This window comes from Bradyrhizobium sp. CFUWI, assembly GCF_056429085.1.
In genome coordinates, this window is record NZ_JBWJZE010000018.1 from 37,798 (window position 1) to 61,332 (window position 23,535).

Annotated in this window: 22 protein-coding genes; 10 read left to right on the forward strand and 12 right to left on the reverse strand. The window is 65.9% G+C overall.

From position 1 onward, the window contains the following. Nucleotides 1–3 precede the first annotated feature (3 nt). Entirely contained in the window at nt 4–771 is a 768-nt protein-coding gene (locus tag AC066S_RS30080) for a GyrI-like domain-containing protein (RefSeq protein ID WP_126261316.1), read from the reverse strand. Nucleotides 772–1,020: 249 nt separating this feature from the next. On the opposite strand from AC066S_RS30080, the gene dapF reads away from it, so the two are divergent. Next, nucleotides 1,021–1,896, forward strand: coding sequence for a diaminopimelate epimerase (dapF, locus tag AC066S_RS30085; protein WP_478271338.1), 876 nt, complete (start codon nt 1,021–1,023; stop codon nt 1,894–1,896). Next, nucleotides 1,896–3,149: a tRNA (N(6)-L-threonylcarbamoyladenosine(37)-C(2))-methylthiotransferase MtaB gene (mtaB, locus tag AC066S_RS30090; protein WP_478271339.1), complete on the forward strand. Its 1,254-nt coding sequence runs from the start codon at nt 1,896–1,898 to the stop codon at nt 3,147–3,149. The genes dapF and mtaB overlap by 1 nt, the downstream gene beginning before the upstream one ends. Nucleotides 3,150–3,282: 133 nt before the next feature. Here the strand turns inward: mtaB and AC066S_RS30095 are convergent, their stop codons facing one another. Continuing rightward, a complete protein-coding gene (locus AC066S_RS30095; RefSeq protein WP_478271340.1) occupies nt 3,283–4,392 on the reverse strand; it encodes a DUF2336 domain-containing protein in 1,110 nt (369 codons plus the stop codon). 244 nt (nt 4,393–4,636) lie between these two features. Next, on the reverse strand, nt 4,637–5,338 hold the full coding sequence (locus tag AC066S_RS30100; RefSeq protein WP_167767805.1) for an RluA family pseudouridine synthase: 702 nt from the start codon (nt 5,336–5,338) through the stop codon (nt 4,637–4,639). A 60-nt stretch (nt 5,339–5,398) separates the two neighbouring features. On the opposite strand from AC066S_RS30100, the gene ftsY reads away from it, so the two are divergent. Further along, nucleotides 5,399–6,346, forward strand: a complete 948-nt coding sequence (gene ftsY / locus AC066S_RS30105; RefSeq protein ID WP_126261311.1) for a signal recognition particle-docking protein FtsY — start codon at nt 5,399–5,401, stop codon at nt 6,344–6,346. 126 nt (nt 6,347–6,472) lie between these two features. Beyond that, complete coding sequence (locus AC066S_RS30110) at nt 6,473–7,075, forward strand: septation protein A (protein ID WP_478271341.1); 603 nt, start codon at nt 6,473–6,475, stop codon at nt 7,073–7,075. Nucleotides 7,076–7,230: 155 nt separating this feature from the next. Here AC066S_RS30110 and AC066S_RS30115 read toward each other — a convergent pair whose 3' ends face one another. The 5 genes from AC066S_RS30115 to ccmA form a co-directional block, all read right to left on the reverse strand. Beyond that, the gene (locus tag AC066S_RS30115) at nt 7,231–7,827 is read right to left on the reverse strand and encodes a DsbE family thiol:disulfide interchange protein (protein ID WP_478271342.1); all 597 of its coding nucleotides are present in this window, start codon (nt 7,825–7,827) and stop codon (nt 7,231–7,233) included. Continuing rightward, nucleotides 7,824–8,009, reverse strand: coding sequence for a heme exporter protein CcmD (ccmD, locus tag AC066S_RS30120; RefSeq protein WP_126261308.1), 186 nt, complete (start codon nt 8,007–8,009; stop codon nt 7,824–7,826). The genes AC066S_RS30115 and ccmD overlap by 4 nt, the downstream gene beginning before the upstream one ends. Next, entirely contained in the window at nt 8,006–8,797 is a 792-nt protein-coding gene (locus AC066S_RS30125; RefSeq protein WP_135166913.1) for a heme ABC transporter permease, read from the reverse strand. The genes ccmD and AC066S_RS30125 overlap by 4 nt, the downstream gene beginning before the upstream one ends. Before the next feature lie 91 nt (nt 8,798–8,888). Next, entirely contained in the window at nt 8,889–9,557 is a 669-nt protein-coding gene (gene ccmB, locus AC066S_RS30130; protein WP_478271343.1) for a heme exporter protein CcmB, read from the reverse strand. 259 nt (nt 9,558–9,816) lie between these two features. Then, nucleotides 9,817–10,419 carry a heme ABC exporter ATP-binding protein CcmA gene (gene ccmA / locus AC066S_RS30135; protein WP_478271344.1) on the reverse strand — a complete coding sequence of 201 codons (603 nt, stop codon included), beginning with the start codon at nt 10,417–10,419 and terminating at the stop codon, nt 9,817–9,819. A gap of 239 nt (nt 10,420–10,658) precedes the next feature. Here ccmA and acnA point away from each other — a divergent pair, with 239 nt between their 5' ends. From acnA to AC066S_RS30150, 3 genes are all read left to right on the forward strand, one after another. Beyond that, nucleotides 10,659–13,379 carry an aconitate hydratase AcnA gene (gene acnA, locus AC066S_RS30140; RefSeq protein ID WP_126261306.1) on the forward strand — a complete coding sequence of 907 codons (2,721 nt, stop codon included), beginning with the start codon at nt 10,659–10,661 and terminating at the stop codon, nt 13,377–13,379. Between the two features lie 236 nt (nt 13,380–13,615). Next, complete coding sequence (locus AC066S_RS30145; protein ID WP_126261305.1) at nt 13,616–14,392, forward strand: DUF1223 domain-containing protein; 777 nt, start codon at nt 13,616–13,618, stop codon at nt 14,390–14,392. Nucleotides 14,393–14,949: 557 nt separating this feature from the next. After that, nucleotides 14,950–15,318: a DUF2794 domain-containing protein gene (locus AC066S_RS30150; protein ID WP_135171523.1), complete on the forward strand. Its 369-nt coding sequence runs from the start codon at nt 14,950–14,952 to the stop codon at nt 15,316–15,318. 148 nt (nt 15,319–15,466) lie between these two features. Here the strand turns inward: AC066S_RS30150 and AC066S_RS30155 are convergent, their stop codons facing one another. The 4 genes from AC066S_RS30155 to AC066S_RS30170 form a co-directional block, all read right to left on the reverse strand. Then, nucleotides 15,467–15,997, reverse strand: coding sequence for an N-acetyltransferase family protein (locus AC066S_RS30155; RefSeq protein ID WP_478271345.1), 531 nt, complete (start codon nt 15,995–15,997; stop codon nt 15,467–15,469). 217 nt (nt 15,998–16,214) lie between these two features. Further along, on the reverse strand, nt 16,215–17,006 hold the full coding sequence (locus tag AC066S_RS30160; RefSeq protein ID WP_126261301.1) for a Bax inhibitor-1/YccA family protein: 792 nt from the start codon (nt 17,004–17,006) through the stop codon (nt 16,215–16,217). Between the two features lie 281 nt (nt 17,007–17,287). Beyond that, nucleotides 17,288–19,858 carry an ABC transporter permease gene (locus AC066S_RS30165; RefSeq protein WP_478271346.1) on the reverse strand — a complete coding sequence of 857 codons (2,571 nt, stop codon included), beginning with the start codon at nt 19,856–19,858 and terminating at the stop codon, nt 17,288–17,290. Beyond that, the gene (locus AC066S_RS30170) at nt 19,855–20,577 is read right to left on the reverse strand and encodes an ABC transporter ATP-binding protein (protein WP_126261299.1); all 723 of its coding nucleotides are present in this window, start codon (nt 20,575–20,577) and stop codon (nt 19,855–19,857) included. Before AC066S_RS30170 ends, AC066S_RS30165 begins: the two co-directional genes overlap by 4 nt. Before the next feature lie 55 nt (nt 20,578–20,632). On the opposite strand from AC066S_RS30170, the gene AC066S_RS30175 reads away from it, so the two are divergent. From AC066S_RS30175 to zapE, 3 genes are all read left to right on the forward strand, one after another. Further along, a complete protein-coding gene (locus AC066S_RS30175) occupies nt 20,633–21,268 on the forward strand; it encodes an arylesterase (protein ID WP_478271347.1) in 636 nt (211 codons plus the stop codon). 171 nt (nt 21,269–21,439) lie between these two features. Beyond that, on the forward strand, nt 21,440–21,976 hold the full coding sequence (gene thpR, locus AC066S_RS30180; RefSeq protein WP_126261297.1) for an RNA 2',3'-cyclic phosphodiesterase: 537 nt from the start codon (nt 21,440–21,442) through the stop codon (nt 21,974–21,976). Nucleotides 21,977–22,183: 207 nt separating this feature from the next. Further along, a complete protein-coding gene (gene zapE / locus AC066S_RS30185; RefSeq protein WP_478271348.1) occupies nt 22,184–23,368 on the forward strand; it encodes a cell division protein ZapE in 1,185 nt (394 codons plus the stop codon). Nucleotides 23,369–23,535: the final 167 nt, after the last annotated feature.

A 23,535-nucleotide genomic window follows, 5' to 3' on the forward strand; every position in this document is an offset into this window, starting at 1 on the left:
CTCTCATTTCAGCGGCACGAAAACGTTGATCACGAGCTTGTCTTCAGCGGTCTTCAGGGGATCGGTGAGGTATTCCTCGATGAAGGTGTCCTTGGCTTCCAGCCTCTTGTCGTCGAGGTGATTGGTGATCGCCTCGTAGGTGTTGTCCATGTTGTCGTAGGAGCCGCGATGGACGAATTTCAGCACCTTGCCCTCCGGCGATTTGCCGATGCTCATGTCCTTCGCGAGGTTCTTGGGGTCCTGCTCGACCGGGATCTCGGCCAGGAAGGTGAAACCGGTGTCGTCGGTCGAGGTGTAGACGATCATCGCATTGCCGGCCGGCTTGATGCCCTGCTTGTCCAGGAGCGTGTTCAGCGCCTTGAAAGCGTCGATCAGCGTGTCGAAGGCCGAGTCCCAGTTCGCGGTGCCCTTGACCATGACGACCTTCCTGGCCTCGAGCGTGGTCTCCAGGCCGAACGGATCGGCGGTCTGCACCGGGGCGGGGGTTGTGGCGGCGGCTGGCGGCGGTGTTGCCGGGCTGGGTGAGGCACTGGCTGCGGGCGACGGCGTTGCCGCAGGCGCGGGCGAGGCGCTGGCTGCTGGCGATGGTGCGGCCGCAGGTGCCGGCGACGCGCTCGCGGCCGGGGAGGGGGCCGCCGGCGGGGCCGGCGAGGGACTTGCCGAGGCGGCCGGTGCCGGGCTCGGGGCTTGTGCCAGAACCTCAGGCAGGCCAAGCGACAAGGCCGCTGCCGGGATCAGCGCGGCCAGAGCAAGACGACGAAACCTGATCATTTTATTCTCCCCGAGGCCTTAACCTACCAAGGCCTTGACCACCAAGGCCCTCAATCACCAAGACCTTGCCCACCAAGGCCCAAATCCGGCTTTAGCCCGGCCCCGCATCCCGGTTCGCGGCGAGCGGCGCCGTTCTAACACGCGAGTGCCGAATCCGTCCCATGACAGATGCGTCATGCGCCCGACCGCAAATCACTGGTCAAGCCGGCAAGGATCGCCATATAAGACGGGCGAAATTCGGGATTTTTCATGAGCGCGCTGGCCAACCACGCATTTGCCAAGATGAACGGCATCGGCAACGAGATCGTCGTTGTCGACATGCGCGATTCCGCAGGCCGGGTGACGCCGGACGACGCCCGCGCGGTGGCGTCCGCGAACGGCGGCGTGGCCTACGACCAGCTCATGGTGCTGCAGAAGCCGCGGCTCGACGGCACCGAGGCCTTCATCCGCATCTACAACAATGACGGCTCGGAGGCCGGCGCCTGCGGCAACGGCATGCGCTGTGTGGTGCGGCGCATCTTCGAGAAGAACGGGCAGACCGCGGCGACGTTCCAGACGGCTGCGGGCCTGCTCAACGCCTGGCAGGGGCCGTCGCCGGATCTCTACACCGTGGACATGGGTGCGCCGAAGTTCGGCTGGCAGGATATCCCGCTGGCGGAAGAGTTCCGCGACACCCGCTACATCGAATTGCAGATCGGGCCGATCGACAATCCGATCCTGCATTCGCCCTCCGTGGTGAGCATGGGCAACCCGCACGCGATCTTCTGGGTCGACGATGTCGACGGCTACGATCTCGAGCGTTTCGGCCCGCTGCTGGAAAACCATCCGATCTTCCCGGAGCGCGCCAACATCACGCTGGCCCATATCGTCGATGACAAGCACATCACGATCCGAACCTGGGAGCGCGGTGCCGGCCTGACCAGGGCCTGCGGCTCGGCGGCCTGCGCCACGGCGGTCGCCGCGGCCCGGCTGAAGCGTGCCGAGCGCAATGTCGAGATCACGCTGCCCGGCGGCAAGCTCGGCATCGAATGGCGCGAGCGCGACGACCACGTGCTGATGACGGGCACCGCGACCTTCGAATATGAGGGCAGATTCGATCCGGCGCTGTTCGCGCCGGTCGCTTGATGGCCGTCGACATCGTCACCTTCGGCTGCCGCCTCAACGCCTTCGAGGCCGAGGTGATGCGCCGCGAGGCCGAAGCGGCAGGGCTCGAAGACACCATCGTCATCAACAGTTGCGCCGTCACCAACGAGGCGGTGGCGCAGGCGCGGCAATCGATCCGCAAGTTGAAGCGCGAACGGCCCGGTGCGCGCATCGTCGTCACCGGCTGCGCGGCACAGACGCAAGCGGCGATGTTCGCCGGCATGGCCGAGGTCGATCGCGTCCTCGGCAATGACGACAAGATGCGCGCTTCCGCGTGGCAGGAGACGCGCAGCGCTTTAGACCTCGGCGCCCACGAGAAGATTGCCGTCAGCGACATCATGGCGATCAGGGAGATGGCGCCGCATCTCGTCGACGGTTATGCGAGCGGCCTGCCGCGCGTGTTCGTGCAGGTGCAGAACGGCTGCGACCATCGCTGCACCTTCTGCATCATCCCCTATGGCCGCGGCAATTCGCGCTCGGTGCCGATGGGCGCGGTGGTCGAGCAGGTGCGGATGCTGGCCATGCACGGCCATGCCGAGATCGTGCTGACTGGTGTCGACCTCACCAGCTACGGCGCCGACCTGCCGGGTGCACCGAAGCTTGGCCTGCTGACCAAGCAGATTTTGCGGCACGTGCCGGAGCTGAAGCGCCTGCGCATTTCCTCGATCGATTCGATCGAGGCGGATTCCGATCTGCTCGATGCCGTCGCTGACGATCCGCGCCTGATGCCGCATCTGCACCTGTCGCTGCAATCCGGCGACGACATGATCCTGAAGCGCATGAAGCGGCGGCATTCGCGGCAGGACGCGATCGCGTTCTGCGACCAGGTCCGCCGCCTGCGCCCCGACGTCGTGTTCGGCGCCGACATCATCGCAGGCTTCCCGACCGAGACGAATGAGATGTTCTCGCGTTCGCTCGATCTCGTCGAAGAATGCGGCCTGACATTCCTGCACGTCTTCCCCTATTCGCCCCGCCCCGGCACGCCGGCCGCAAGGATGCCGCAGGTGGCGGGCGGTGCAATCAAGGAACGTGCGAAGCGGCTGCGCGCGGCGGGCGAAGCGGCGCTGCGCAAGCGGCTGCAAGCGGAGATCGGCGCGACGCGCGAGGTGTTGATCGAGAGCGAGGAGCAGGGCCGCACGGAGCACTATTTGCCGGTGGCGATTGCGGGCGAGTGTGTTGGAAGCGTGGTGTCGCGCAAGATGACCGGCAGCGATGGCGAGCGGCTCACCACATAGTCGGTGTCGTCGCCCGGCTTGACCGGGCGACCCAGTACGCCGCGGCTTTTCTGCATCTCACCGACGTCTCTGGAATACTGGATCCCCCGCTTTCGCGGGGGATGACACCGTTCGTTTGGCGAATAGCGCGCCCCTACGACGCCCTGACCTGCCAGAACCGCAGCGTCCGCTTTGCATTCTCCGGCGTCATGCGCGCGTAGTGCGCTTGCGCTCGCGCGAGGTCCGCCGGCTTCATCGCGCCGGTGGCAAAACGGCTTTCGAGCACGGCGATGGCGGTTTCCCAGCTGAGTTGCGCGGCCTTGCACGGCACCAACAGGCCGTCGTCGCGCAGGCTCTGCATCAGCGGACGGATCACCTCGACGGTCGATCCGGACAGGGCGGCCAGGGCGGCGGCGGTCTCCTCGTAACGGCGTTGCCTGGCGAAGCCGAGCAACGTCGCCTCGTTGAGCTGGCCGGTGGCCTTGAGGCCGGCGATGGCGCGCTTGGCGCCTTCGAAATCGCGCACGCTCGACATCTCGCGCTCGACGCCGACGGCGATGGCCGCGATCGCGCTCTGGATCTCCTCGAACAGATGCGGCGGTGCGCACGACAACAGGCGGGCGCGCACGGCATCGGTCGCCGAGCGCAGCAATCGGCGGCGCAGCTCCGACGGCAGGTCGACGCGGACGCCGACGCTGACGGCAAGCTCCGGATCCGCCTCGGCCTGCCCGACCATGAGCGCAAATCCCGTCCCGGAGACGCGCGCGCCGGGATTGGCGGCGAGCCTGCGGCTGACGCTGGGATAGCGGCGCGCCAGCAGCGCGTCGGTGACGATCTCCTTCAGCCACCAGCGGCCGGCCATCGCGAGCAGATGCGGCTCGCCCTTGCTGGAGGCGATCTTCACCAGCTCGCCGTCGTCGAGGCGGGCGGATTCCTGCAGCACGGGACCGGCGATGCGGATCTCGTCATTGCCGGCGAGGCGGCGGATCACGGAGGGCGGCGCCTGCGCGACCGGCGCCAGCTGCGCGCTGATCTCGGCGAGCGCGATGCGTGCGCCCATGTCGGCGATCGCGCGCAGCTCGATGGTGCCGATCAGGCGATCGAGCACCTCGTCGAACAGCGCGATCTGCTCGTCGTCGAAACTGCCGGCGGAGGTGAGGAACAGATCGGTGACCCGGCGGGCCGTTGCCAGGCCTTTTTCCGGTGAGCCGGCGCGAATCGCGGATTCGACCTCGTCGATGATCGATAGCCCGGCCGTGGACATGACGCGTTGCTCGTCCTGAGCGAAGTGACGGAAGCTTGTTCTAAGCAACCGCGATCATGAGGGACGAGGACTGAAGGTTTCGTAAACCATGGGGCGGTAGCTGAGCGCGACGCTCCTTCCAACCACCGCTCCTCATCCTGAGGAGCCCGCTGAAAGCGGGCGTCTCGAAGGATGGCGGCAACGATTGGGGCCTTCATGGTTCGAGACGGCCGCTACGCGGCCTCCTCACCATGAGGAAAGGCACCTATTCCCCGTTCCACCCGCAAGCCCTCAGCTTCTCATGCATATGCGGCGGGGCCGGCGCCACGACGCGGATCGGCTCCTTGTTCCGGGAGATCGGCACCACGATCTCGCGGGAATGCAGGTGCAGCTTCGGCTCGCCGAAGCGCGGGCCGTTGCCGTAAATGTTGTCGCCGAAGATCGGCCAGCCGGTGGCTGACGAATGCACCCGCAATTGATGGGTCCGTCCCGTCACCGGTTCCATGGCAAGCCAGGTGAAGCCGTCGCCGCGGCCCATCACCTTCCAATTCGTGACGGCCTTCTGGCCTTCCGGATCCGGCTTCTGCCACCAGCCGCGCTCGGCGTTGAGCCGTCCCAGGGCTAAGTCGATGGTGCCTTCGTCTTCAGTGGGACCGCCCTCGACCACTGTCCAGTAGGTCTTGCCGATCTTGCCGTGCTTGAACAGCAGGCCGAGCGAGGCGGTCGCCTTGCGATGGCGGCCGAGCACGAGGCAGCCGGAGGTGTCCTTGTCCAGCCGGTGGGCCAGCACCGGCGGCCGCGGCAGGCCGAAGCGCAGCGCGTCGAAGGAATCCTCCAGATTGGGACCGCCCTTGGGGCCGCGATGCACGGGCAGGCCGGCCGGCTTGTCGATGACCAGCATCAGGCCGTCGCGATGGAGCACGCGGGCCAGGATCTCGTCAGCCGTCAGTTGGGGAACATCGAGCAATCGCAGGACTTTCGGTCAAGACTTTCGTTTATGGGCCGGAACGGCTAACACACCCCCGCCATGAACGATACCACGTCAGATCCCCCCAAGCTGAGCTGGTGGCGCCGCCTGTCCAACGGGCTGAAGCGCACCTCGTCCTCGCTCGGGACCGCGGTCGCCGACCTCGTCACCAAGCGCAAGCTCGACCGCGCCATGCTCGACGACATCGAGGACGTGCTGCTGCGCGCCGATCTCGGCACCTCCGTCGCGGTCCGAATTGCGGACGCGGTCGGCACCGGCCGCTATGACAAGGCGATCTCGGCCGACGAGGTCAAGGACGTCGTCGCCACCGAGGTCGAGAAGGTGCTGGCGCCGGTGGCGAAGCCGCTCGAGATCGATGCGGCCAAAAAGCCGTTCGTCATCCTCGTGGTCGGCGTCAACGGCTCCGGCAAGACCACCACGATCGGCAAGCTCTCGCAAAAATTCGCATCCGAAGGCCGCAAGGTGATGTTGGCCGCCGGCGACACCTTTCGCGCAGCGGCGATCGAGCAGCTCAAGGTGTGGGGCGAGCGGACCAGGACGCCCGTCATCGCGGGCGCGCAAGGCTCGGACTCCGCAAGCCTTGCCTTCAATGCGCTCACCGCGGCCAAGGAGCAGAACGTCGACGTGCTGCTGATTGACACCGCCGGCCGTCTGCAAAACAAGGCCGAGCTGATGAACGAGCTCGAAAAGGTCGTGCGCGTGATCCGCAAGGTGGATGCGACCGCGCCGCATGCGGTGCTGCTGGTGCTGGACGCCACCGTCGGCCAGAACGCGCTGTCGCAGGTCGAGGCCTTCCACCGCACCGCCGGGGTCACCGGCCTGGTGATGACCAAGCTCGACGGCACCGCGCGCGGCGGCATTCTGGTGGCGCTCGCCGAGAAGTTCAAGCTGCCGGTGCATTTCATCGGCGTTGGCGAAGGCGTCGACGATCTCGCGCCGTTCACCGCGCGCGACTTCGCCCGCGCCATCGCCGGAATCGAGTCGTAGGTTTCCTCGTCATGCCCCGCGAAGGCGGGCATCCACTACGCCGCAGCTTCTCGGTTCAGCCGAGCTGCCTCTGGAATACTGGATCCCCCGCCTTTCGCGGGGGATGACAGCAAAGAAGGTCAGGTAATGGACAAGACCCAGCCGCATCCGCTGTTCAAACTGGCGACCGAGCTCGGTCCGCTGCTCGTGTTCTTCTTCGTCAACGCGAAGTTCAACCTGTTTGCCGCCACCGGCGCCTTCATGGTCGCGATCGTGGCGGCAATGATCGCGTCCTACGTGGTGACGCGTCACATCCCGGTCATGGCGATCGTGACGGGCGTGATCGTGCTGGTGTTCGGCACGCTGACCCTGGTGCTGCACGACGAGACCTTCATCAAGCTCAAGCCGACCATCATCTACGGCCTGTTCGCGGCGATCCTCGGCGGCGGCCTGTTGTTCGGCCGTTCCTTCATCGCCGTGATGTTCGACCAGGTGTTCAACCTGACGCCGCAGGGCTGGCGCATCCTCACGCTGCGCTGGGCGCTGTTCTTCGCCGGCATGGCGGTGCTGAACGAGATCATCTGGCGCACGCAGAGCACGGACTTCTGGGTGAACTTCAAGGTGTTCGGCGTCACCCCGCTGACCATGATCTTCGCCATCGCCCAGATGCCGCTGACCAAGCGCTACCACCTCGCGCCGGTGTCGCTGGAGAGGAGCGAGGCCGAGGCGGGGGACATCAGCAAGGGGTAGGACGAAACGTGGCTCCCCATTCCGCCGTCATGCCCCGGCTTGACCGGGGCATCCAGTACGCCGCAGCTTCTCCGTATACGACTGACGTCTCTGGAATACTGGATCGCCCGATCAAGTCGGGCGATGACAGTTGAGCCTGTGGCACGAGGGCGGCGCTAGCTTCCGGCAGCCTTCAACGCCTTCTCCATCTGCGGCAGCAGCACCTTCTGCAGATTGTCCGGCGTGATCGGGCCGACCAGCTTATAGAGAATCGTGCCCTCGCGGCCGACGACGAATGTTTCGGGCACGCCATAGACGCCCCATTCGATCGAGGCGCGGCCGTTGGCGTCGACGCCGACGCGGCTGAACGGGTTGCCGTAGCGCCCCAGGAAGCGCCGCGCATTGTCGGATGCGTCCTTGTAATTGATGCCGACCAGCTGGAAGCGCTTGTCTTTTGCCAGCTCGGTCAGCAGCGGCGCCTCGTCGTGGCACGGCACGCACCAGGACGCCCAGACATTGACGAGACTGACCTTGCCCTTGAACGCGGCGGGATCGAGGCCGGGCACCTGGGCGCCGTTGTCCTGCAATCCCTCCAGCGGCGGCAGCGCGGTCTGCGGCGCGGGACGGCCGATCAGCGCCGAGGGAATCCGCGAGGGATCGCCGCTGCCGAGCCGGAACCAGAACAGCAGCGCAAGTGCGATGAAGGCGATCAGCGGCAGCACCATCAGGAAGGTGCGGCGCTGCGGCCCTGCGGCGGCGGGTTGATCGCTCATCGCAGCTCCGTCGCGCTACGGCCGGACCGGCGCGTGATGCCGCGCTCCTCCAGCTCGCGCAGCCGCTGCGTCTGGTTGCGATAGTCGAGCGCGATCCAGCCGATCAGGATCGCGACCACGAGGGCCGCCGCCGCATAGGACGTCACGATGAAGGATGCATAGGGACCAAGCGACATGATCATGCGGCCCCAACTTCGTTCGACGCGTTTTGTCCGCGCGAGCCGGTGCCCATCTCGCTCGAGAACGCGACGCGGCTCGCCTGCATCATCTGCAGGGAGCGGACCCGGCGGCGCAGGATCTCGTTGCGCATCGCCGCCAGATGCAGCGTGACGAACAGCAGCGTGAAGGCGATCGCCATCACCAGGAGCGGAATCAGGAACGATTTGTCGAGCGCCGATCCGCCCATGCGCATCACCGAGGCCGGCTGGTGCAGCGTGTTCCACCAGTCCACCGAGAATTTGATGATCGGCAAATTCAGCGCGCCGACCAGGGTCAGCACCGCGGCCGCGCGTGCCGCGCGCGAGGGATCGTCGACCGCGCGCCACAGCGCCATCAGGCCGAGATACATCAGGAACAGGATCAGCACCGAGGTCAGCCGCGCATCCCATTCCCAATAGGTGCCCCACATCGGCCGGCCCCACAGCGAGCCGGTGAGCAGCGCCAGGAAGGTGAAGGCGGCGCCGATCGGCGCCGCCGCCTTGGCGGCGACGTCGGCGAGCGGATGCCGCCACACCAGCGTGCCCAGCGAAGCGATGCTCATCACGCCCCAGACGAACATCGACAGCCAGGCATTGGGCACGTGGATGAACATGATCTTCACCGTCGCGCCCTGCTGGTAGTCGTCGGGCGCGAGCGCGGCTTGATAGAGACCGATCGCGAGCAGGACGACGGTCGCGGCCGCGAGCCACGGCAGGACCCGCGCTGTCAGCGCGAGGAACCGCGTGGGGTTGGCGAGGTCGATCAGTGTCATGGTACCCTGATAATCATCGATGGCCGCTCAGGCAATCAGCACGAAAGCGAGGGGCGAAAGTTGATCGGGGTCAAGGCCGGTCGCGCGCATCTCAATCGAGCCCGTGCCGCAGGCTCGCTGCGGCTGCGAAGGGGCCGATCACGAGGCTGACCAGCGACAGCGCGCACAGGATCGAGAACGGCGCGCCGAACGTCATCGGACCGACGATCACGGCCTGCGAGGCCGCCACGCCGAAAATCAGCACCGGGATCGACAGCGGCAGCACCAGCACCGCCATCAGCAGGCCGCCGCGGTGCAGCGTCACCGCCAGCGCCGCGCCGATCATGCCGGTGAACGTCAGCGCCGGGGTGCCCGCGAGCAGCGTCAGCGCCACCGCCCCGGTCGCGACCAAGTCGAGGTTGAGCAGGAGGCCGAGCACGGGGGTTGCGACAATCAGCGGCAGGCCCGCCGCCAGCCAATGCGCCAGCGCCTTGGCGGCACAGGCGAGTTCCAACGGCGTCCGGCTCATCGTGATCAGGTCGAGCGAGCCGTCCTCGTGGTCGGCCATGAACAGCCGGTCCAGGGTCAGCAGGCTCGCCAGCAGCGCGCCGAGCCAGAGGATCGCCGGCCCCAGCCGCGACAGCAGCGCCAGATCCGGCCCGACCGCGAACGGCATCAGCACCACCACGGTCAGGAAGAACAGCACCCCGATCAGCGCCCCGCCGCCGACGCGGAGCGCGATCCGGATGTCCCGGCGAATGAGGGCGGACAGGGCGGTCATCGGGTGCGCCTTCCGGCCGTTGGGTAGCCTTGTGAGCCCGGCTCTCCCCGCCGGCAAGCTGCGCTCCCTCCCCCCTTGCGGGGGAGGGCGGGGGAGAGGGGTGGCCCCGGGCGAGACGTCCGTTTGGGGCGGTCTTCCGAAGGGCTTGAAGCGACAGAGCACGCCGTGTGGCACCCCTCTCCCTGGCCCTCCCCCACAAGGGGGGAGGGAACGGAGAGGCCGGTGCCCAGCCGCTCGGAAAGCTGAGGGTGCCCTGAAATCACGCCACACCCCCGATCCGCAGCTCCCGCGATTCGATTCCGAGCGGGGCATGGGTCGCTGCGACGATGAGGCCGCCGCGCGACAGGTGCTCGCGCATCAGGCCGCCGAACATGTCCTGGCCGGCAACGTCCAGCGCATTGGTCGGCTCGTCCAGCAGCCAGACCGGGCGGCGGACGGTCAGCAGGCGCGCCAGCGACAGCCGGCGGCGCTGGCCCGCGGAGAGGAAGCCCGCAGGCAGATGGGTGGCATGGTCGAGCCCGACGGTGGCGAGGGTCGCGGCGGCGTCACCGCGCTCGCCGCCCAGGAAATCAGCCCAAAAGGTCAGATTTTCAGCGACGCTGAGGGCCGGCTTCAGGGCATCGCGGTGGCCGAGATAATGGCACTGCTCGGGCAGCGTCAGCTCGGCATCGCCGCCCGCGAGCGCGATCTGGCCGCCCGCCGGCACCAGCAGGCCCGCGATCAGCCGCAGCAGCGAGGTCTTGCCCGAGCCGTTGCGGCCGACGACCGCCACGGCCTCGCCGGAGACCGCGGCGAAATCGAGCCCGGCAAACACCGGGCGGCCGCCCCGCACGCAGGCGACTCCGTGTCCGGAGAGCCGCATCTCGCCTCGTTTCAATTCAGTCAAAGCCGGGCCTCAGGAAAACTTGGGGTAGCGCATGGGAATTTTTGGCTCGCGATTGCTGCGGCACGATTGTGGCTGTGGCGGCGCGGTTAGAAAGCTTCTATAAGCCCGGAACTACTTGATGCAGCAACTCAACCTGCCCCTGCAAGCGGCCCAGCCTGATACGCTGACGGTGTTAAGATACCCTGCCGGGTATAGCTAACAATTGGGATTCCTACATGACCTCGCTCGACAGCTTCAAATGCAAAAAGACCCTCAAGGTCGGCGCCAAGACCTACGTCTATTACAGCCTGCCCACGGCCGAGAAGAATGGTCTGAAGGGGATTTCCAAACTTCCCTATTCGATGAAGGTCCTGCTCGAGAACCTGCTGCGCAACGAGGACGGCCGTTCGGTCAAGAAAGAGGACATCGTCGCCGTCTCCAAATGGCTGCGCAAGAAGTCGCTGGAGCATGAGATCGCGTTCCGCCCGGCGCGCGTGCTGATGCAGGATTTCACCGGCGTGCCGGCGGTGGTCGATCTCGCCGCGATGCGCAACGCCATGCAGAAGCTCGGCGGTGATGCCGAAAAGATCAATCCCTTGGTGCCGGTCGACCTCGTCATCGACCACTCCGTGATCGTGAACTTTTTCGGTGACAACAAGGCCTTCGGCAAGAACGTCACCGAGGAATACAAGCAGAACCAGGAGCGCTACGAGTTCCTGAAGTGGGGCCAGAAGGCGTTCTCGAACTTCTCCGTGGTGCCGCCCGGCACCGGCATCTGCCACCAGGTCAATCTCGAATATCTGGCCCAGACGGTCTGGACCAAGAAGGAGAAGATGACGGTCGGCAAGAAGACCGGCACTTTCGAGGTCGCCTATCCCGATTCGCTCGTCGGCACCGATTCCCACACCACCATGGTCAACGGTCTGGCCGTGCTCGGCTGGGGCGTCGGCGGCATCGAGGCGGAAGCCTGCATGCTCGGCCAGCCGTTGTCGATGCTGCTGCCCAACGTCGTCGGCTTCAAGCTGAAGGGCGCGCTGAAGGAAGGCGTCACCGCCACCGACCTCGTGCTGACCGTGACGCAGATGCTGCGCAAGCTCGGCGTGGTCGGCAAGTTCGTCGAGTTCTTCGGCCCCGGCCTCGACCATCTCTCCGTCGCCGACAAGGCGACCATCGCCAACATGGCGCCCGAATACGGCGCGACCTGCGGCTTCTTCCCGGTGGACGCCGCCGCGCTCGACTACCTCAAGACCTCCGGCCGCGCCTCGGCGCGCGTCGCGCTGGTGCAGGCCTATGCCAAGGCGCAGGGCCTGTTCCGCACCGCCAAGTCGCCCGATCCGGTGTTCACGGAAACGCTGACCCTCGACCTCGGCGACGTCGTGCCGTCGATGGCGGGCCCGAAGCGTCCCGAAGGCCGCATCGCGCTGCCGACCGTCGCGGAGGGCTTCTCGCTTGCGCTCGGCAGCGAGTACAAGAAGGCCGAGGAGCCCACCAAGCGCTTCCCGGTCGAAGGCAAGAATTTCGATATCGGTCATGGCGACGTCGTGATCGCCGCGATCACCTCCTGCACCAACACCTCGAATCCGAGCGTCTTGATCGGCGCCGGGCTGCTCGCGCGCAACGCCGCGGCGAAGGGCCTCAAGGCCAAGCCGTGGGTGAAGACCTCGCTCGCCCCGGGCAGCCAGGTGGTTGCGGAATATCTCGCCAATTCCGGCCTGCAGCCCCATCTCGACAAGGTCGGCTTCAACCTGGTCGGCTTCGGCTGCACCACCTGCATCGGCAATTCCGGTCCGCTGCCTGAGGAGATCTCGAAGTCGATCAACGACAACGGCGTTGTCGCGGCCGCCGTGCTCTCCGGCAATCGCAACTTCGAAGGCCGCGTCTCGCCGGACGTGCAGGCCAACTATCTGGCCTCGCCGCCGCTGGTCGTTGCCTACGCGCTTGCCGGCAGCGTCACCAAGAACCTAGCCAGCGAACCGCTCGGCGAGGGCAAGGACGGCAAGCCGGTGTACCTGAAGGACATCTGGCCGACGACGAAGGAGATCAACGCCTTCATGAAGAAGTTCGTGACCGCGTCGATCTTCAAGAAGAAATATGCCGACGTGTTCAAGGGCGACACCAATTGGCGCAAGATCAAGACGGTCGAGAGCGAGACCTACCGCTGGAACATGTCTTCGACCTACGTGCAGAACCCGCCCTATTTCGACGGCATGAAAAAGGAGCCGGAGCCGGTCACCGATATCGTCGAGGCGCGCATCCTCGCCATGTTCGGCGACAAGATCACCACTGACCACATCTCGCCGGCCGGTTCGATCAAGCTCACCTCGCCCGCGGGCAAATATCTCAGCGAGCACCAGGTGCGTCCCGCCGACTTCAACCAGTACGGCACGCGCCGCGGCAACCACGAAGTGATGATGCGCGGCACCTTCGCCAACATCCGCATCAAGAACTTCATGCTCAAGGGCGCCGACGGCAACATTCCGGAAGGCGGCCTCACCAAGCACTGGCCCGACGGCGAGCAGATGTCGATCTACGACGCCGCGATGAAGTATCAGGAAGAGAAGGTGCCGCTGGTTGTGTTCGCCGGTGCCGAATACGGCAACGGCTCCTCGCGCGACTGGGCGGCCAAGGGCACGCGTCTGCTCGGCGTGCGCGCCGTGATCTGCCAGAGCTTCGAGCGCATCCATCGCTCCAACCTGGTCGGCATGGGCGTGCTGCCGCTGACCTTCGAGGACGGCACCTCCTGGTCCTCGCTCGGCCTGAAGGGCGACGAGAAGGTCACGCTGCGCGGCCTCGTCGGCGACCTCAAGCCGCGCCAGAAGCTGACCGCGGAGATCGTCTCCGGCGACGGCTCGCTGCAGCGCGTTTCGCTGCTCTGCCGCATCGATACGCTGGACGAGCTCGACTACTACCGCAACGGCGGTATCCTGCACTACGTGCTGCGCAAGCTCGCGGCGTAAGCGCGGATTTGTGAACGATGGCTCACTGCGAAGTGAGTAGAAGACTGAACGAAGGCGGCCTATCACAAGGCCGCCTTCGCGCGTTTGCGGCATGCTCCAGATGGGCCCGCCGGGCGGAAAACCTCCCCTTTGGACGGTTCGCCCGGACGGTCGGGTGTGCTGCGCCCCGTAAGACTACGGTGACCATCCGGCGATAAGATCTCCCTTCCCACGAGCAATGGTGTGCGGCGTTCGACATGACAACAATGACGGCTTCTCATCTGGTTTCACGTTGGTCCGGTGCTCTCTGGTCGGGCGCTCTCGGCATCTGTGCGATCGTCGCCGTCATTCGTCCTGCCGAAGCCGAGCCCCGCGCCGTTGTCGAATTGTTTACCTCGCAGGGCTGCTCGTCCTGTCCGCCCGCCGACCAGATCATCGGCGATCTCTCGAAAGATCCGTCGATCATCGCGCTGAGCATGCCGATCGATTATTGGGACTATCTCGGCTGGAAGGACACGCTGGCGGATTCGCGTTTCTCTGCGCGGCAGCGCGCCTATTCGAAGATGCGCGGCGACCGCGAGGTCTATACCCCGCAGGTCGTGGTCAACGGCTCCACCCATGTCGTCGGCAGCGATCGTGCCGGCATCGAGAATGCGATCGGCAAGACCGACAAGGGGACGGGCGTGATGAGCGTGCCGGTGACGATGTCGCTCGCGGGCAAGCAGATCAACGTGTCGGTCGCCGCGAGCAACGAGCCGGCCGTCTCGCATGGCGAGGTCTGGATCTGCTCGATCGCCAAGTCGGTGCCGATCGCGATCACCCGCGGCGAGAATCGCGGACAGCAGGTCACCTATCACAACGTGGTGCGCAACCTGCTCAAGGTCGGTGACTGGACCGGCCGTCCGGAAAGCTGGACGGTACCGATCGAGAACCTCACGCGCGATGGCGTCGACGGCGCGGTGGTCTACGTCCAGGACGGCAGCCGCGAACGACCGGGCCCGATGCTCGGCGCAGCGTACACGTCGCTGCATTGAAGGCGCAGAGGTCTCAAGACAATCAGCCTCTCGTCATTCCGGGGCGCGCCACTTGGCGCGAGCCCGGAATCCATCGATCCACTTGCTGAGACGAGAAATGGATTCCGGGCTCGCACTTCGTGCGCCCCGGAATGACTGAGACAACGGAAACCTCCCGCCACAAACAAAAAAGGACCAACTTGCGTTGGCCCTCCTTGTCGTGCGTACAGACCCGATCCTGTTCGACCCCGGGGGGCTGGGGGCTGAGGAATCCGGAACCGAAAGGACCGGGTCAACGCACGCGAATCTTTTCGCAGTGCAGGGCGGCAGTCGCTAGGCGGAAAAGCGGCGATACTATGATTCCTGCTAACGATCCCGTGACGGTTTGCCGCGACAGAGTTCCACCTTTGCGTGTGCCGGAAATCGCACCCGATTCGACCGGTTGAAAGCAGGCACCGAGTTCCATCTAGGGCCCTTGCGGCGAGGAACGGTTGGCGCAATCATGTCCTTGTCATGATCCGGTTCCGGGGACGGTTCGCGGGACCGGGGTAAAGTCGTGTGCGATGAGGAGGCTCTCCATGAGTCTGATGTCGGAGGATGCCGATCCGAGCGAGCAGCGCGCGGCGGCGCGCCCCGCCGCGAATGCGCAACCGAGCAGGGTGACGTTCAACCGGCTCGAGCTGCACCGTATTCTCAATCTGTATGGGCGCATGGTCGCCGACGGCGAATGGCGCGACTACGCCATCGACTTCCTGAAGGACCGCGCCGTTTTCTCGGTCTATCGCCGCGCCTCGGAAGTGCCGATCTATCGCATCGAGAAGGACCCGCGCCTGGCGCGCAAGCAGGGCATGTACAGCGTGATCTCGGCAACGGGCCTGATCCTGCGCCGCGGCCACGAGCTGGAGCGGGTGCTGCTGGTGATCGATCGGAAGCTGGCGGTGGTTTAGACGGACAAAGTGCCGTAGTGGCGTAGGGTGGGCAAAGGCGCAAAGCGCCGTGCCCACGTCCTTTTTCGATCGCCGCAAATCGTGGGCACGCTTCCGCCTTCGCTCTTCGAGCTACGGCGGACAAGTCGCTTTGCCCACCCTGCGAGACCTACTTCCCCGGCACCGTTGTCGCGCCCTCGCCGAGGTCGCGCTGCATCATCACCGTATCCAGCCAGCGGCCGAATTTCAGCCCGACATTGGGATGGGTGCCGATCATCTTGAAACCGCCCCTGGTGTGCACGCCGATCGATCCGGCATTGGCGGAATCGCCGATCACCGCGATCATCTGGCGGAAGCCGCGCGCCTCGCATTCGGCAACCAGCCGCTCCAGCAGCAACGAGCCGATACCGCGGCGGTGGAAAGAAGGATCGAGATAGATCGAGTTCTCGACCGTGAAGCGATAGGCCGGCCGCGGCCGATAGGCGCCGGCATAGGCGTAGCCGGCCACCCGTCCCTTGAGAATGGCGACGAAATAGGGATAGCCGCCGTCGATCAGCGTGCGGTAGCGGCGCGTCATCTCCGCGAGGTCGGGCGGCTCCAACTCGAACGTCGCGGTGCCCTCGCGGACGGCCTGCTGGTAGATGGCGGTGATGGCGGGAAGGTCGGCCTCGGTGGTGGGCCTGATTTCGGGTGCGGACATGGGGGGAGATTAGAGGGTTCCGGGAGGCGCTGGAAGGGCCCCGGCGGCCTCAGCACCGTCATTGCGAGCGAAGCGAAGCAATCCAGAAATGCATCCGCGGAGGGACTCTGGATTGCTTCGTCGCGAGGGCTCCTCGCAATGACGGGGATAGACCACAGCCCAAACAAAAACCCCGGCCTCGCGGCCGGGGTTGGTGTCGTTCGCTCTGGTCCGTCGCCTACTCGCGCTGGCCGAGCAGCTGCAGCAGCAGCGTGAACAGGTTGATGAAGTTCAGGTACAGCGACAGCGCGCCGGTAATGGCCGAACGCTCTGCGATGTCACCGCCGGCCGACGCATAGCCGTAGATGTAGTCGTTCTTCAGCCGCTGGGTATCCCAGGCGGTGAGGCCCGAGAACACCAGCACGCCGACCACCGACACGATGAACTGCAGCATCGAGCTGGCCAGGAACAGGTTCACCAGGCTGGCGAGAACGATGCCGATCAGGCCCATGAACAGGAACGAGCCCATGCCGGTCAGGTCACGCTTGGTGGTGTAGCCGTAGAGGCTCAGCGCGCCGAAGGTCGCCGCGGTGATGAAGAACACCCGCACGATCGAGGTGTGCGTGAACACCAGGAAGATCGACGACAGCGAGATGCCCATCAGCGCCGCGAACACCCAGAACAGGACCTGGGCGGTCGAGGGGGCGAGACGGTTGATGCCCGCCGAGATCACGAACACCATGGCGAGCGGCGCGAGCATGAACAGCCACTTCAGGGGGCTGACGAACATGGCGTAGCCGAACGGCGTCAGGAACAGCTTGCCGACGCGGACCGCGTCCGCCGTCGGAACGTCGGTCACGGCGGCCATGTAGACGCCGAGCGCGGCAAGGCCGGTGATGGCCAGGCCAATGCTCATGTAATTGTAGATGCGCAGCATATAGGCGCGCAGGCCGGCATCGACCGTCGCGGCGTCAACACGCCCGGCGGCCCTGCCGAAAGGAGAAGCGTAGTTACGGTCTAGGTCCGACATGGTCGAATTCCCGTTGGTTGGTCCGGTCCGGCACGAGGGTCGCCATGCCGCCGGTTCGTCAAATTCTATCTCGGATACCGACACCAGCCGACTAAATTTTGGCTAACGATCGGGGCTCCGAACCCACTCGATATGTGGGAAACTAACACATTCACTGCAACCTTCCACGCGCGGCTGAATGTCGCCCTTGGCGGCAATCCTGACGCGAACCTGACGAGCAGTCGTGGTTAATCGCGGGAATCGTGCGATTCCGCATCCGTGCAGCCCCCCGCTACATTTTGTCACAAATTCCGCAACACCGTGGCGGGCTTTTTGTTCAACGCCAGCAGCGTGCCCGCGAGCCCGAGCCCGACGGTGACGACGAGCGCGGCCGCCACGACCCCGGCCGCGCTGCCGGCCTGCCAGACGAAGCTCAGCGTCATCAGCCGCGTCACGATCATCCAGGCCGCGACGCTGCCGGCGATCACGCCGAACAACGCGGTGGCGAGCCCGATCAGGAGGTATTCGAGCGCATAGGCGCCCAGCAGCCGCAGCCGCGTCGCGCCCAGCGTCTTCAGGATCACGGCATCGTAGACCCGGTGGCGATGACCGGCGGCGAGCGCCCCGCCCAGCACCAGGATCGCCGAGATCAGGGTCACCGCGCTGGCGCCACGAATCGCCAGCGCCAGATTGGTCACCACCGAGCCGACCGTCTCCATCACCTCGCGCACCCGCACGCTCGTCACCATCGGATAGGCGTCGGCGACCTGCTTGATGATCTTGCCGTCGGCTGTCGCATTCCCGCCCGGTTCCGTCAGTGTCGCGATATGGGTGTGCGGCGCGCCCTTGAAGGCGTTCGGCGAGAACACCAGAACGAAGTTGATGCCGAGTCCCTGCCAGTCGATGGTGCGCAGATTGCCGATTTTGGCCGGGATGTCGCGGCCGAGCACGTTGACCACGATCTCGTCGCCGAGCTTGAGGCCCAGTCCGTCGGCGATCTTCTTCTCCATCGACACCAGCGTCGGGCCGGAATAATCGGCGCTCCACCATTCGCCCTCGACCACCTTGGAGCCTTTGGGCAGCTCGGCGGTATAGGTCAGGCCGCGGTCGCTCTGCAGCACCCATTCGGAATCGGTCGACGGCTTGAGCTCCTCGGCGCGCAGCCCGCGCGCGGCGACGATGCGTCCGCGCAGCATCGGCACGTCCTCGACCTTCGCGCCGGGCGCGATCTTGCGAAGATAGTCGTCGAACGGTGCGGCTTGGGCGCTCGGAATGTCGATGAAGAAGAACGACGGCGCCTGATCGGGGAGGGCCGCCAGGAACTGCCGCCGCAGATTGCCGTCGATCTGGGTGATGGTGACGAGCACGGCGAGCCCGAGCCCCAGCGACAGCACCACCGAGGGCGTCAGCGCGCCCGGCCGGTGGATGTTGGCGATCGCGAGCCGCAGCATCGGCAGCCGCGTCCGCGGCAGCCGCCGCGCGATCGCCATCAGCAGGGCGGCGATGCCGCGCAGCAGCGCGAACACGACGACGGAGGAGGCCACGAACACCGCGGCGATCCGCTTGTCGAAGGAGAGCCCGATCACCACGGTGATCAGCAGCGCGATCACCACGCCCATGAACACGACATAGCCCGCGCGCGGCCGGTGCCATTCCGAGCTGATGGTGTCGCGGAACAGCGCCGCCACTGGCACGTCGTGGACGCGTCCGAGCGGCCACAGGCCGAAGGCCAGCGCGGTCAGGAGGCCGTAGACGAACGACAGCGCGAGTTCGTCGGCATGCACGGCCGGCACCACCGGCAGCGGCAGCAGCTTGCCGAACAGGCCGACGATGGCGAACGGCATGGCGGCGCCGAGCGCAAGGCCGGTCGCCGAGCCCACGCCCGCGAGCACGAGAACCTGCGCCAGATAGATGCCGAACACGTCGCGACCGGTGGCGCCGACGGCCTTGAGGGTCGCGATCACCTCGAGCCGGCGGTCGATATGGCTCTTCACGGCATTGGCGACGCCGACACCGCCGACCAGCAGCGCCGCGAGGCCGACCAGGGTCAGGAACTGGGTGAAGCGGTTGATGTTGCGTTCGAGCTGCGGCGAAGCGTTGGAGCGGCTGCGGATCTCCCAGCCGGCCTGCGGCGCGGCGTTGCGCGCATCCGCGATGAAGGCTTCGGTGGCGCGCTCGTTGTTGGCGGTGTCAGGCAGCTTCACCCGGTAGACCCAGCGCACCAGGCTGCCGGGCTGGATCAGGCCGGTGGCGCGCAGCGCGGCCTCGCTGATCAGGAAGCGCGGGCCGAAACCGATGCCGCCGGCGAGCTTGTCGGGCTCGGCTTCGACCGTCGAGCGGATCTGGAAGGTCGCCGAGCCGATCGTGACACGGTCGCCGGTCTTCAGCGACAGCCGCGCCAGCAGCGTCGGGTCGGCGGCCGCGCCGAACGCGCCGTCGCGCTCCGCGAGCAGGTCGGACATGGGCAGTTGTGGCGCCAGCGTCAGCTGGCCCAGCATCGGATAGGTGTCGTCGACCGCCTTCATCTCGACCAGTGCGAGCTGGCCGTCGGCCGCGCGCGCCATGCCGCGCAAGGTGGTGGCGGTCGACACCGTGCCGCGCGAGCGCAGGAAGGCGACCTCCTCGGGTTTCGCTTCGCGCTGGAACAGCACGAAGGAGACGTCGCCGCCGAGCAGCGTCCGGCCCTCGCGGGCAAGGCCGTCGGAGAGGCTCGCCGATACCGAGCCGACGCCGGCGATCGCCATGACGCCGAGCGCGATACAGGCGATGAAGACGTAGAAGCCGCGCAGGCCGCCGCGCAATTCGCGCAGCGCGTAGCGCAGCGACAGCGCGACGCCGCCCGGCTTGGCGAAGGGTTCGGCCGCCGCGCTCATGCCGGTGCAGACTGCGTGTCGATGCGGCCCGAACGCAGGCGGATCACGCGATCGCAGCGATGCGCCAGCGAGGAATCGTGCGTCACCAGCACCAAGGTCATGCCGCGCTCGGCGTGCTTGCTGAACAGGAGATCGACGATCTGTTGTCCGGTGGCCTCGTCGAGATTGCCGGTCGGCTCGTCGGCGACGAGGATGGCGGGATCGGGCGCCAGCGCGCGGGCCAGCGCGACGCGCTGCTGCTCGCCGCCCGAGAGCTGCGTCGGATAATGATGCAGGCGGTCGCCGAGCCCGACGGATTGCAGCTCCTCTGCCGCGCGCTTGGCGGCATCGGGATTGCCGGCAAGCTCGAGCGGCACCGCGACATTCTCCAGCGCGGTCATGGTCGGGATCAAATGAAAGGACTGGAAGACGATGCCGACCTGGCGGCCGCGGAAGCGCGCCAGCGCGTCCTCGTCGAGGGCATTGAAAGGCGTGCCTGAGACCACCACCTCTCCGCTATCAGGACGCTCCAGCCCCGCCATCACCATCAGCAGCGTGGATTTGCCCGAGCCTGACGGGCCGATCAGGCCGACCGTCTCGCTCCGGCCGACTCGCAAGCTGATATCCTTGAGGATGTGAACGCGTGCCGCGCCCGTGCCCAATGAGAGATTGACGTTGGAGATGGCGATGGTGTCCGCCGAAGCGACGGCGAGCGAAGAGGTATCGATGCGAGTGTCCATGGTCCGGTCATATGGCAACTCCGATAGCGCGGTCGAGAGGCGTTACGGATTGTTCATGCACATAGCCGTGTTGATGCTCGCCTTCATGACAATGGCGAACCCGGCTTGGGCGGAGGCGACAAGACCGATCAAGCTCGTCGTTCTCGGCGATTCCCTGAGCGCCGGTCTCGGCCTGCCGGCTCAGGACGCGTTCCCACAGAAGCTAAAAAAGGCTTTGCAGGCCAAGGGCATAGCGGTCGAGATGACCAATGCCGGGGTGTCCGGCGACACCACCTCGGGCGGCCGCGACCGGCTCGACTGGTCGGTCCCCGAGGGAACCGACGGGGTCATCGTCGAGCTCGGCGCCAACGACGCCTTGCGCGGCCTCGATCCCGATCTGGCGCGTGCCGCGCTCACCGACATCGTCCAGCGGCTCAAGGCGCGCAAGATCGCGGTGATGCTGTGCGGCATGCTGGCGCCGCCGAATTACGGCGCCGATTATGCCGCGCGATTCAATTCGATTTATCCGGATCTGGCGAAAAAATTCGACGTGCCGCTCTATCCATTCTTTCTCGAGGGCGTTGCCGCCGACGCCAAGCTCAACCAGGCCGACGGCATTCATCCGACCGCGGCCGGCGTCGACATCATCGTCGGCAACATCATGCCCGCGGTGCAGGCATTCCTTGGCACGATCGCTGAGCAACGGCGTTGAAAGCAGGCAGCGCTCGCCGTAATTCCCAGGGTTTTACCGGGGTGAGGCGCGGCATGCTTCGCAGAGTCACACAACTGCGATAGGAATCAAGGTACCGGTGATTCGTCGCCGGCTCTGATTTGGATATGATCCTGCTCAGGGATCGTACCCAAGCATCGGGAGTGCGAAACGATGCCGCGTTTGTTCACGGGTCTGGAAATTCCGGCCGAGATCGGCCAGGCGCTTTCCAACTTGAGAGGAGGCCTTCCCGGCGCCCGCTGGATCGATCCCGAAAATTATCACGTCACCTTGCGCTTCATCGGCGATATCGACGGCGTCTCCGCCAACGAGATCGCCTCGATGCTGTTTCGCGTCGACCGCAAGCCCTTCGAGGTCAAGGTGCAGGGTTTGACCAGTTTCGGCGGCCGCAAACCGCGCGCCGTCGTTGCGACCATCGCGCCCAGCAAGCCGCTGATGGAATTGCAGGCCGAGCTCGAACGCATGATGCAGCGGATCGGCCTCAATCCCGAAGGTCGCAAATACATACCTCATGTGACGCTGGCCCGGCTGTACGATGCCACCGACCGCGACGTCGCCGACTATCTCTCGCTGCGCGGCTATTTCCCGAGCAAGGCGTTCATGGCCGAGCGGTTCGTGCTGTTCTCCTCGCGCGCCTCAACCGGCGGCGGCCCGTATGTCGTGGAGGACGCCTACGAGTTGTGTGCGTAGCTACCGCTCTCGTGCGCCGGACGCAGTGCGCCACGCAGCGGTGCACTGCTGAGCCGGGGCCCAGCTCCACGACCGATGTACGAAACAGTGGGTCCCGGCTCTGCGCAGCGTCACTTCGTGCCGAAGCGCGTCCGGGACACGGAACGCATAGCGCCCCGCACCAATTGACGGCTTGCAATTTCCGCCGGTCTCTGGCGGTAAAGGGCCATGCTCTCGACCCCCAGTTCCCCCTTCAGTGACGCCTATCAGGCCGAGATCGCCTCCGGTGCGATCGAGCCCGATGCCGCGCAGGCCGAGGTCGCCGGGGCCTATGCGGCGCTCGACATGCGGCTTTCGACCTACAAGCCGCAGCGCAAGCAGGGCCTGCTCAGCCGCCTGTTCAGCAGCGACAAGGACGAGGCGCCGCGCGGGCTCTACGTCCATGGCGAGGTCGGCCGCGGCAAGACCATGCTGATGGATCTGTTCTTCCAGCACGCCACGGTGGAGCACAAGCGCCGCGCGCATTTCCACGAATTCATGGCCGACGTGCATGAGCGCATCTACGACTATCGCCAGAGCATCGCGCGCGGCGAGATCGCCGACGGCGACGTCATCGCGCTGACGGCGAATGCGATCTTCGAGGAGAGCTGGCTGCTCTGCTTCGACGAATTCCACGTCACCGACATCGCGGACGCGATGATCCTGGGACGCCTGTTCGCCAAATTGTTCGAGCTCGGCACCGTCGTGGTCGCGACCTCCAACGTGGCGCCTGACGATCTCTACAAAGGCGGCCTGAACCGGTCGCTGTTCCTGCCCTTCATCAAGCAGATCACCGACCACATGGACGTCGCGCGGCTCGATGCGCGCACCGACTTCCGGCTGGAGAAGCTGCAGGGCGTGCCGATGTGGCTGACGCCGGCGGATGGCGATGCGGACGCAGCGCTCGATCGCGCCTGGTTGCGGATGTCCGGTGGCGCCAAATGCCGGTCGCGCGACATCTCGATCAAGGGCCGCATCCTGCACGTGCCGTGCTCTGCTCACGGCGTCGCGCGGTTTTCGTTCGCCGACCTCTGCGAGAAGCCGCTCGGCGCATCGGATTACCTCAGGCTGGCGCACGACTATCACACCATCCTGGTCGACCATATTCCAGTGATGGACTTCTCCCAGCGCAACGCCGCCAAGCGCTTCATCACGCTGATCGACACGCTCTATGACAATGCGGTGAAGCTGATGGCCTCGGCCGACGCCAACCCAATTTCGCTGTACCTCGCCCATGAGGGCGTTGAGGCCATGGAGTTCAAGCGGACCGCCTCGCGCCTGATCGAGATGAGCTCGGAATCCTATCTGGCGCTGGCTCACGGCCGCAAGGATTCCACCGCCAGCGGCTCCACCAAGGGCCTGGTGGAGACTTAAGTCCTATTTGTGCCAGCGCTGTCATTCCGGGGCGTCGCGAAGCGGCGAGCCCGGAATCCATCCATCGGCGCGCTCTGTCGCCCGATGGATTCCGGGTTCGTGCTTCGCACGCCCCGGAATGACGAGGATGTGGCTGGCTGCTATCGCGGCAAGCCCGACAATTGGGC

Coding starts and splice junctions, on each gene's coding strand:
- AC066S_RS30110 (WP_478271341.1), top strand. CDS start 6,473: ATGGACAAGACCCAGCCGCATCCGCTGTTCAAACTGGCGACCGAGCTC.
- ccmA (WP_478271344.1), bottom strand. CDS start 10,419: ATGCGGCTCTCCGGACACGGAGTCGCCTGCGTGCGGGGCGGCCGCCCG.
- ftsY (WP_126261311.1), top strand. CDS start 5,399: ATGAACGATACCACGTCAGATCCCCCCAAGCTGAGCTGGTGGCGCCGC.
- mtaB (WP_478271339.1), top strand. CDS start 1,896: ATGGCCGTCGACATCGTCACCTTCGGCTGCCGCCTCAACGCCTTCGAG.
- dapF (WP_478271338.1), top strand. CDS start 1,021: ATGAGCGCGCTGGCCAACCACGCATTTGCCAAGATGAACGGCATCGGC.
- AC066S_RS30095 (WP_478271340.1), bottom strand. CDS start 4,392: ATGTCCACGGCCGGGCTATCGATCATCGACGAGGTCGAATCCGCGATT.
- AC066S_RS30160 (WP_126261301.1), bottom strand. CDS start 17,006: ATGTCGGACCTAGACCGTAACTACGCTTCTCCTTTCGGCAGGGCCGCC.
- AC066S_RS30155 (WP_478271345.1), bottom strand. CDS start 15,997: ATGTCCGCACCCGAAATCAGGCCCACCACCGAGGCCGACCTTCCCGCC.
- AC066S_RS30080 (WP_126261316.1), bottom strand. CDS start 771: ATGATCAGGTTTCGTCGTCTTGCTCTGGCCGCGCTGATCCCGGCAGCG.
- AC066S_RS30150 (WP_135171523.1), top strand. CDS start 14,950: ATGAGTCTGATGTCGGAGGATGCCGATCCGAGCGAGCAGCGCGCGGCG.
- thpR (WP_126261297.1), top strand. CDS start 21,440: ATGCCGCGTTTGTTCACGGGTCTGGAAATTCCGGCCGAGATCGGCCAG.
- acnA (WP_126261306.1), top strand. CDS start 10,659: ATGACCTCGCTCGACAGCTTCAAATGCAAAAAGACCCTCAAGGTCGGC.
- zapE (WP_478271348.1), top strand. CDS start 22,184: ATGCTCTCGACCCCCAGTTCCCCCTTCAGTGACGCCTATCAGGCCGAG.
- AC066S_RS30115 (WP_478271342.1), bottom strand. CDS start 7,827: ATGAGCGATCAACCCGCCGCCGCAGGGCCGCAGCGCCGCACCTTCCTG.
- AC066S_RS30170 (WP_126261299.1), bottom strand. CDS start 20,577: ATGGACACTCGCATCGATACCTCTTCGCTCGCCGTCGCTTCGGCGGAC.
- AC066S_RS30165 (WP_478271346.1), bottom strand. CDS start 19,858: ATGAGCGCGGCGGCCGAACCCTTCGCCAAGCCGGGCGGCGTCGCGCTG.
- AC066S_RS30175 (WP_478271347.1), top strand. CDS start 20,633: ATGCACATAGCCGTGTTGATGCTCGCCTTCATGACAATGGCGAACCCG.
- ccmD (WP_126261308.1), bottom strand. CDS start 8,009: ATGATCATGTCGCTTGGTCCCTATGCATCCTTCATCGTGACGTCCTAT.
- AC066S_RS30145 (WP_126261305.1), top strand. CDS start 13,616: ATGACAACAATGACGGCTTCTCATCTGGTTTCACGTTGGTCCGGTGCT.
- AC066S_RS30125 (WP_135166913.1), bottom strand. CDS start 8,797: ATGACACTGATCGACCTCGCCAACCCCACGCGGTTCCTCGCGCTGACA.
- ccmB (WP_478271343.1), bottom strand. CDS start 9,557: ATGACCGCCCTGTCCGCCCTCATTCGCCGGGACATCCGGATCGCGCTC.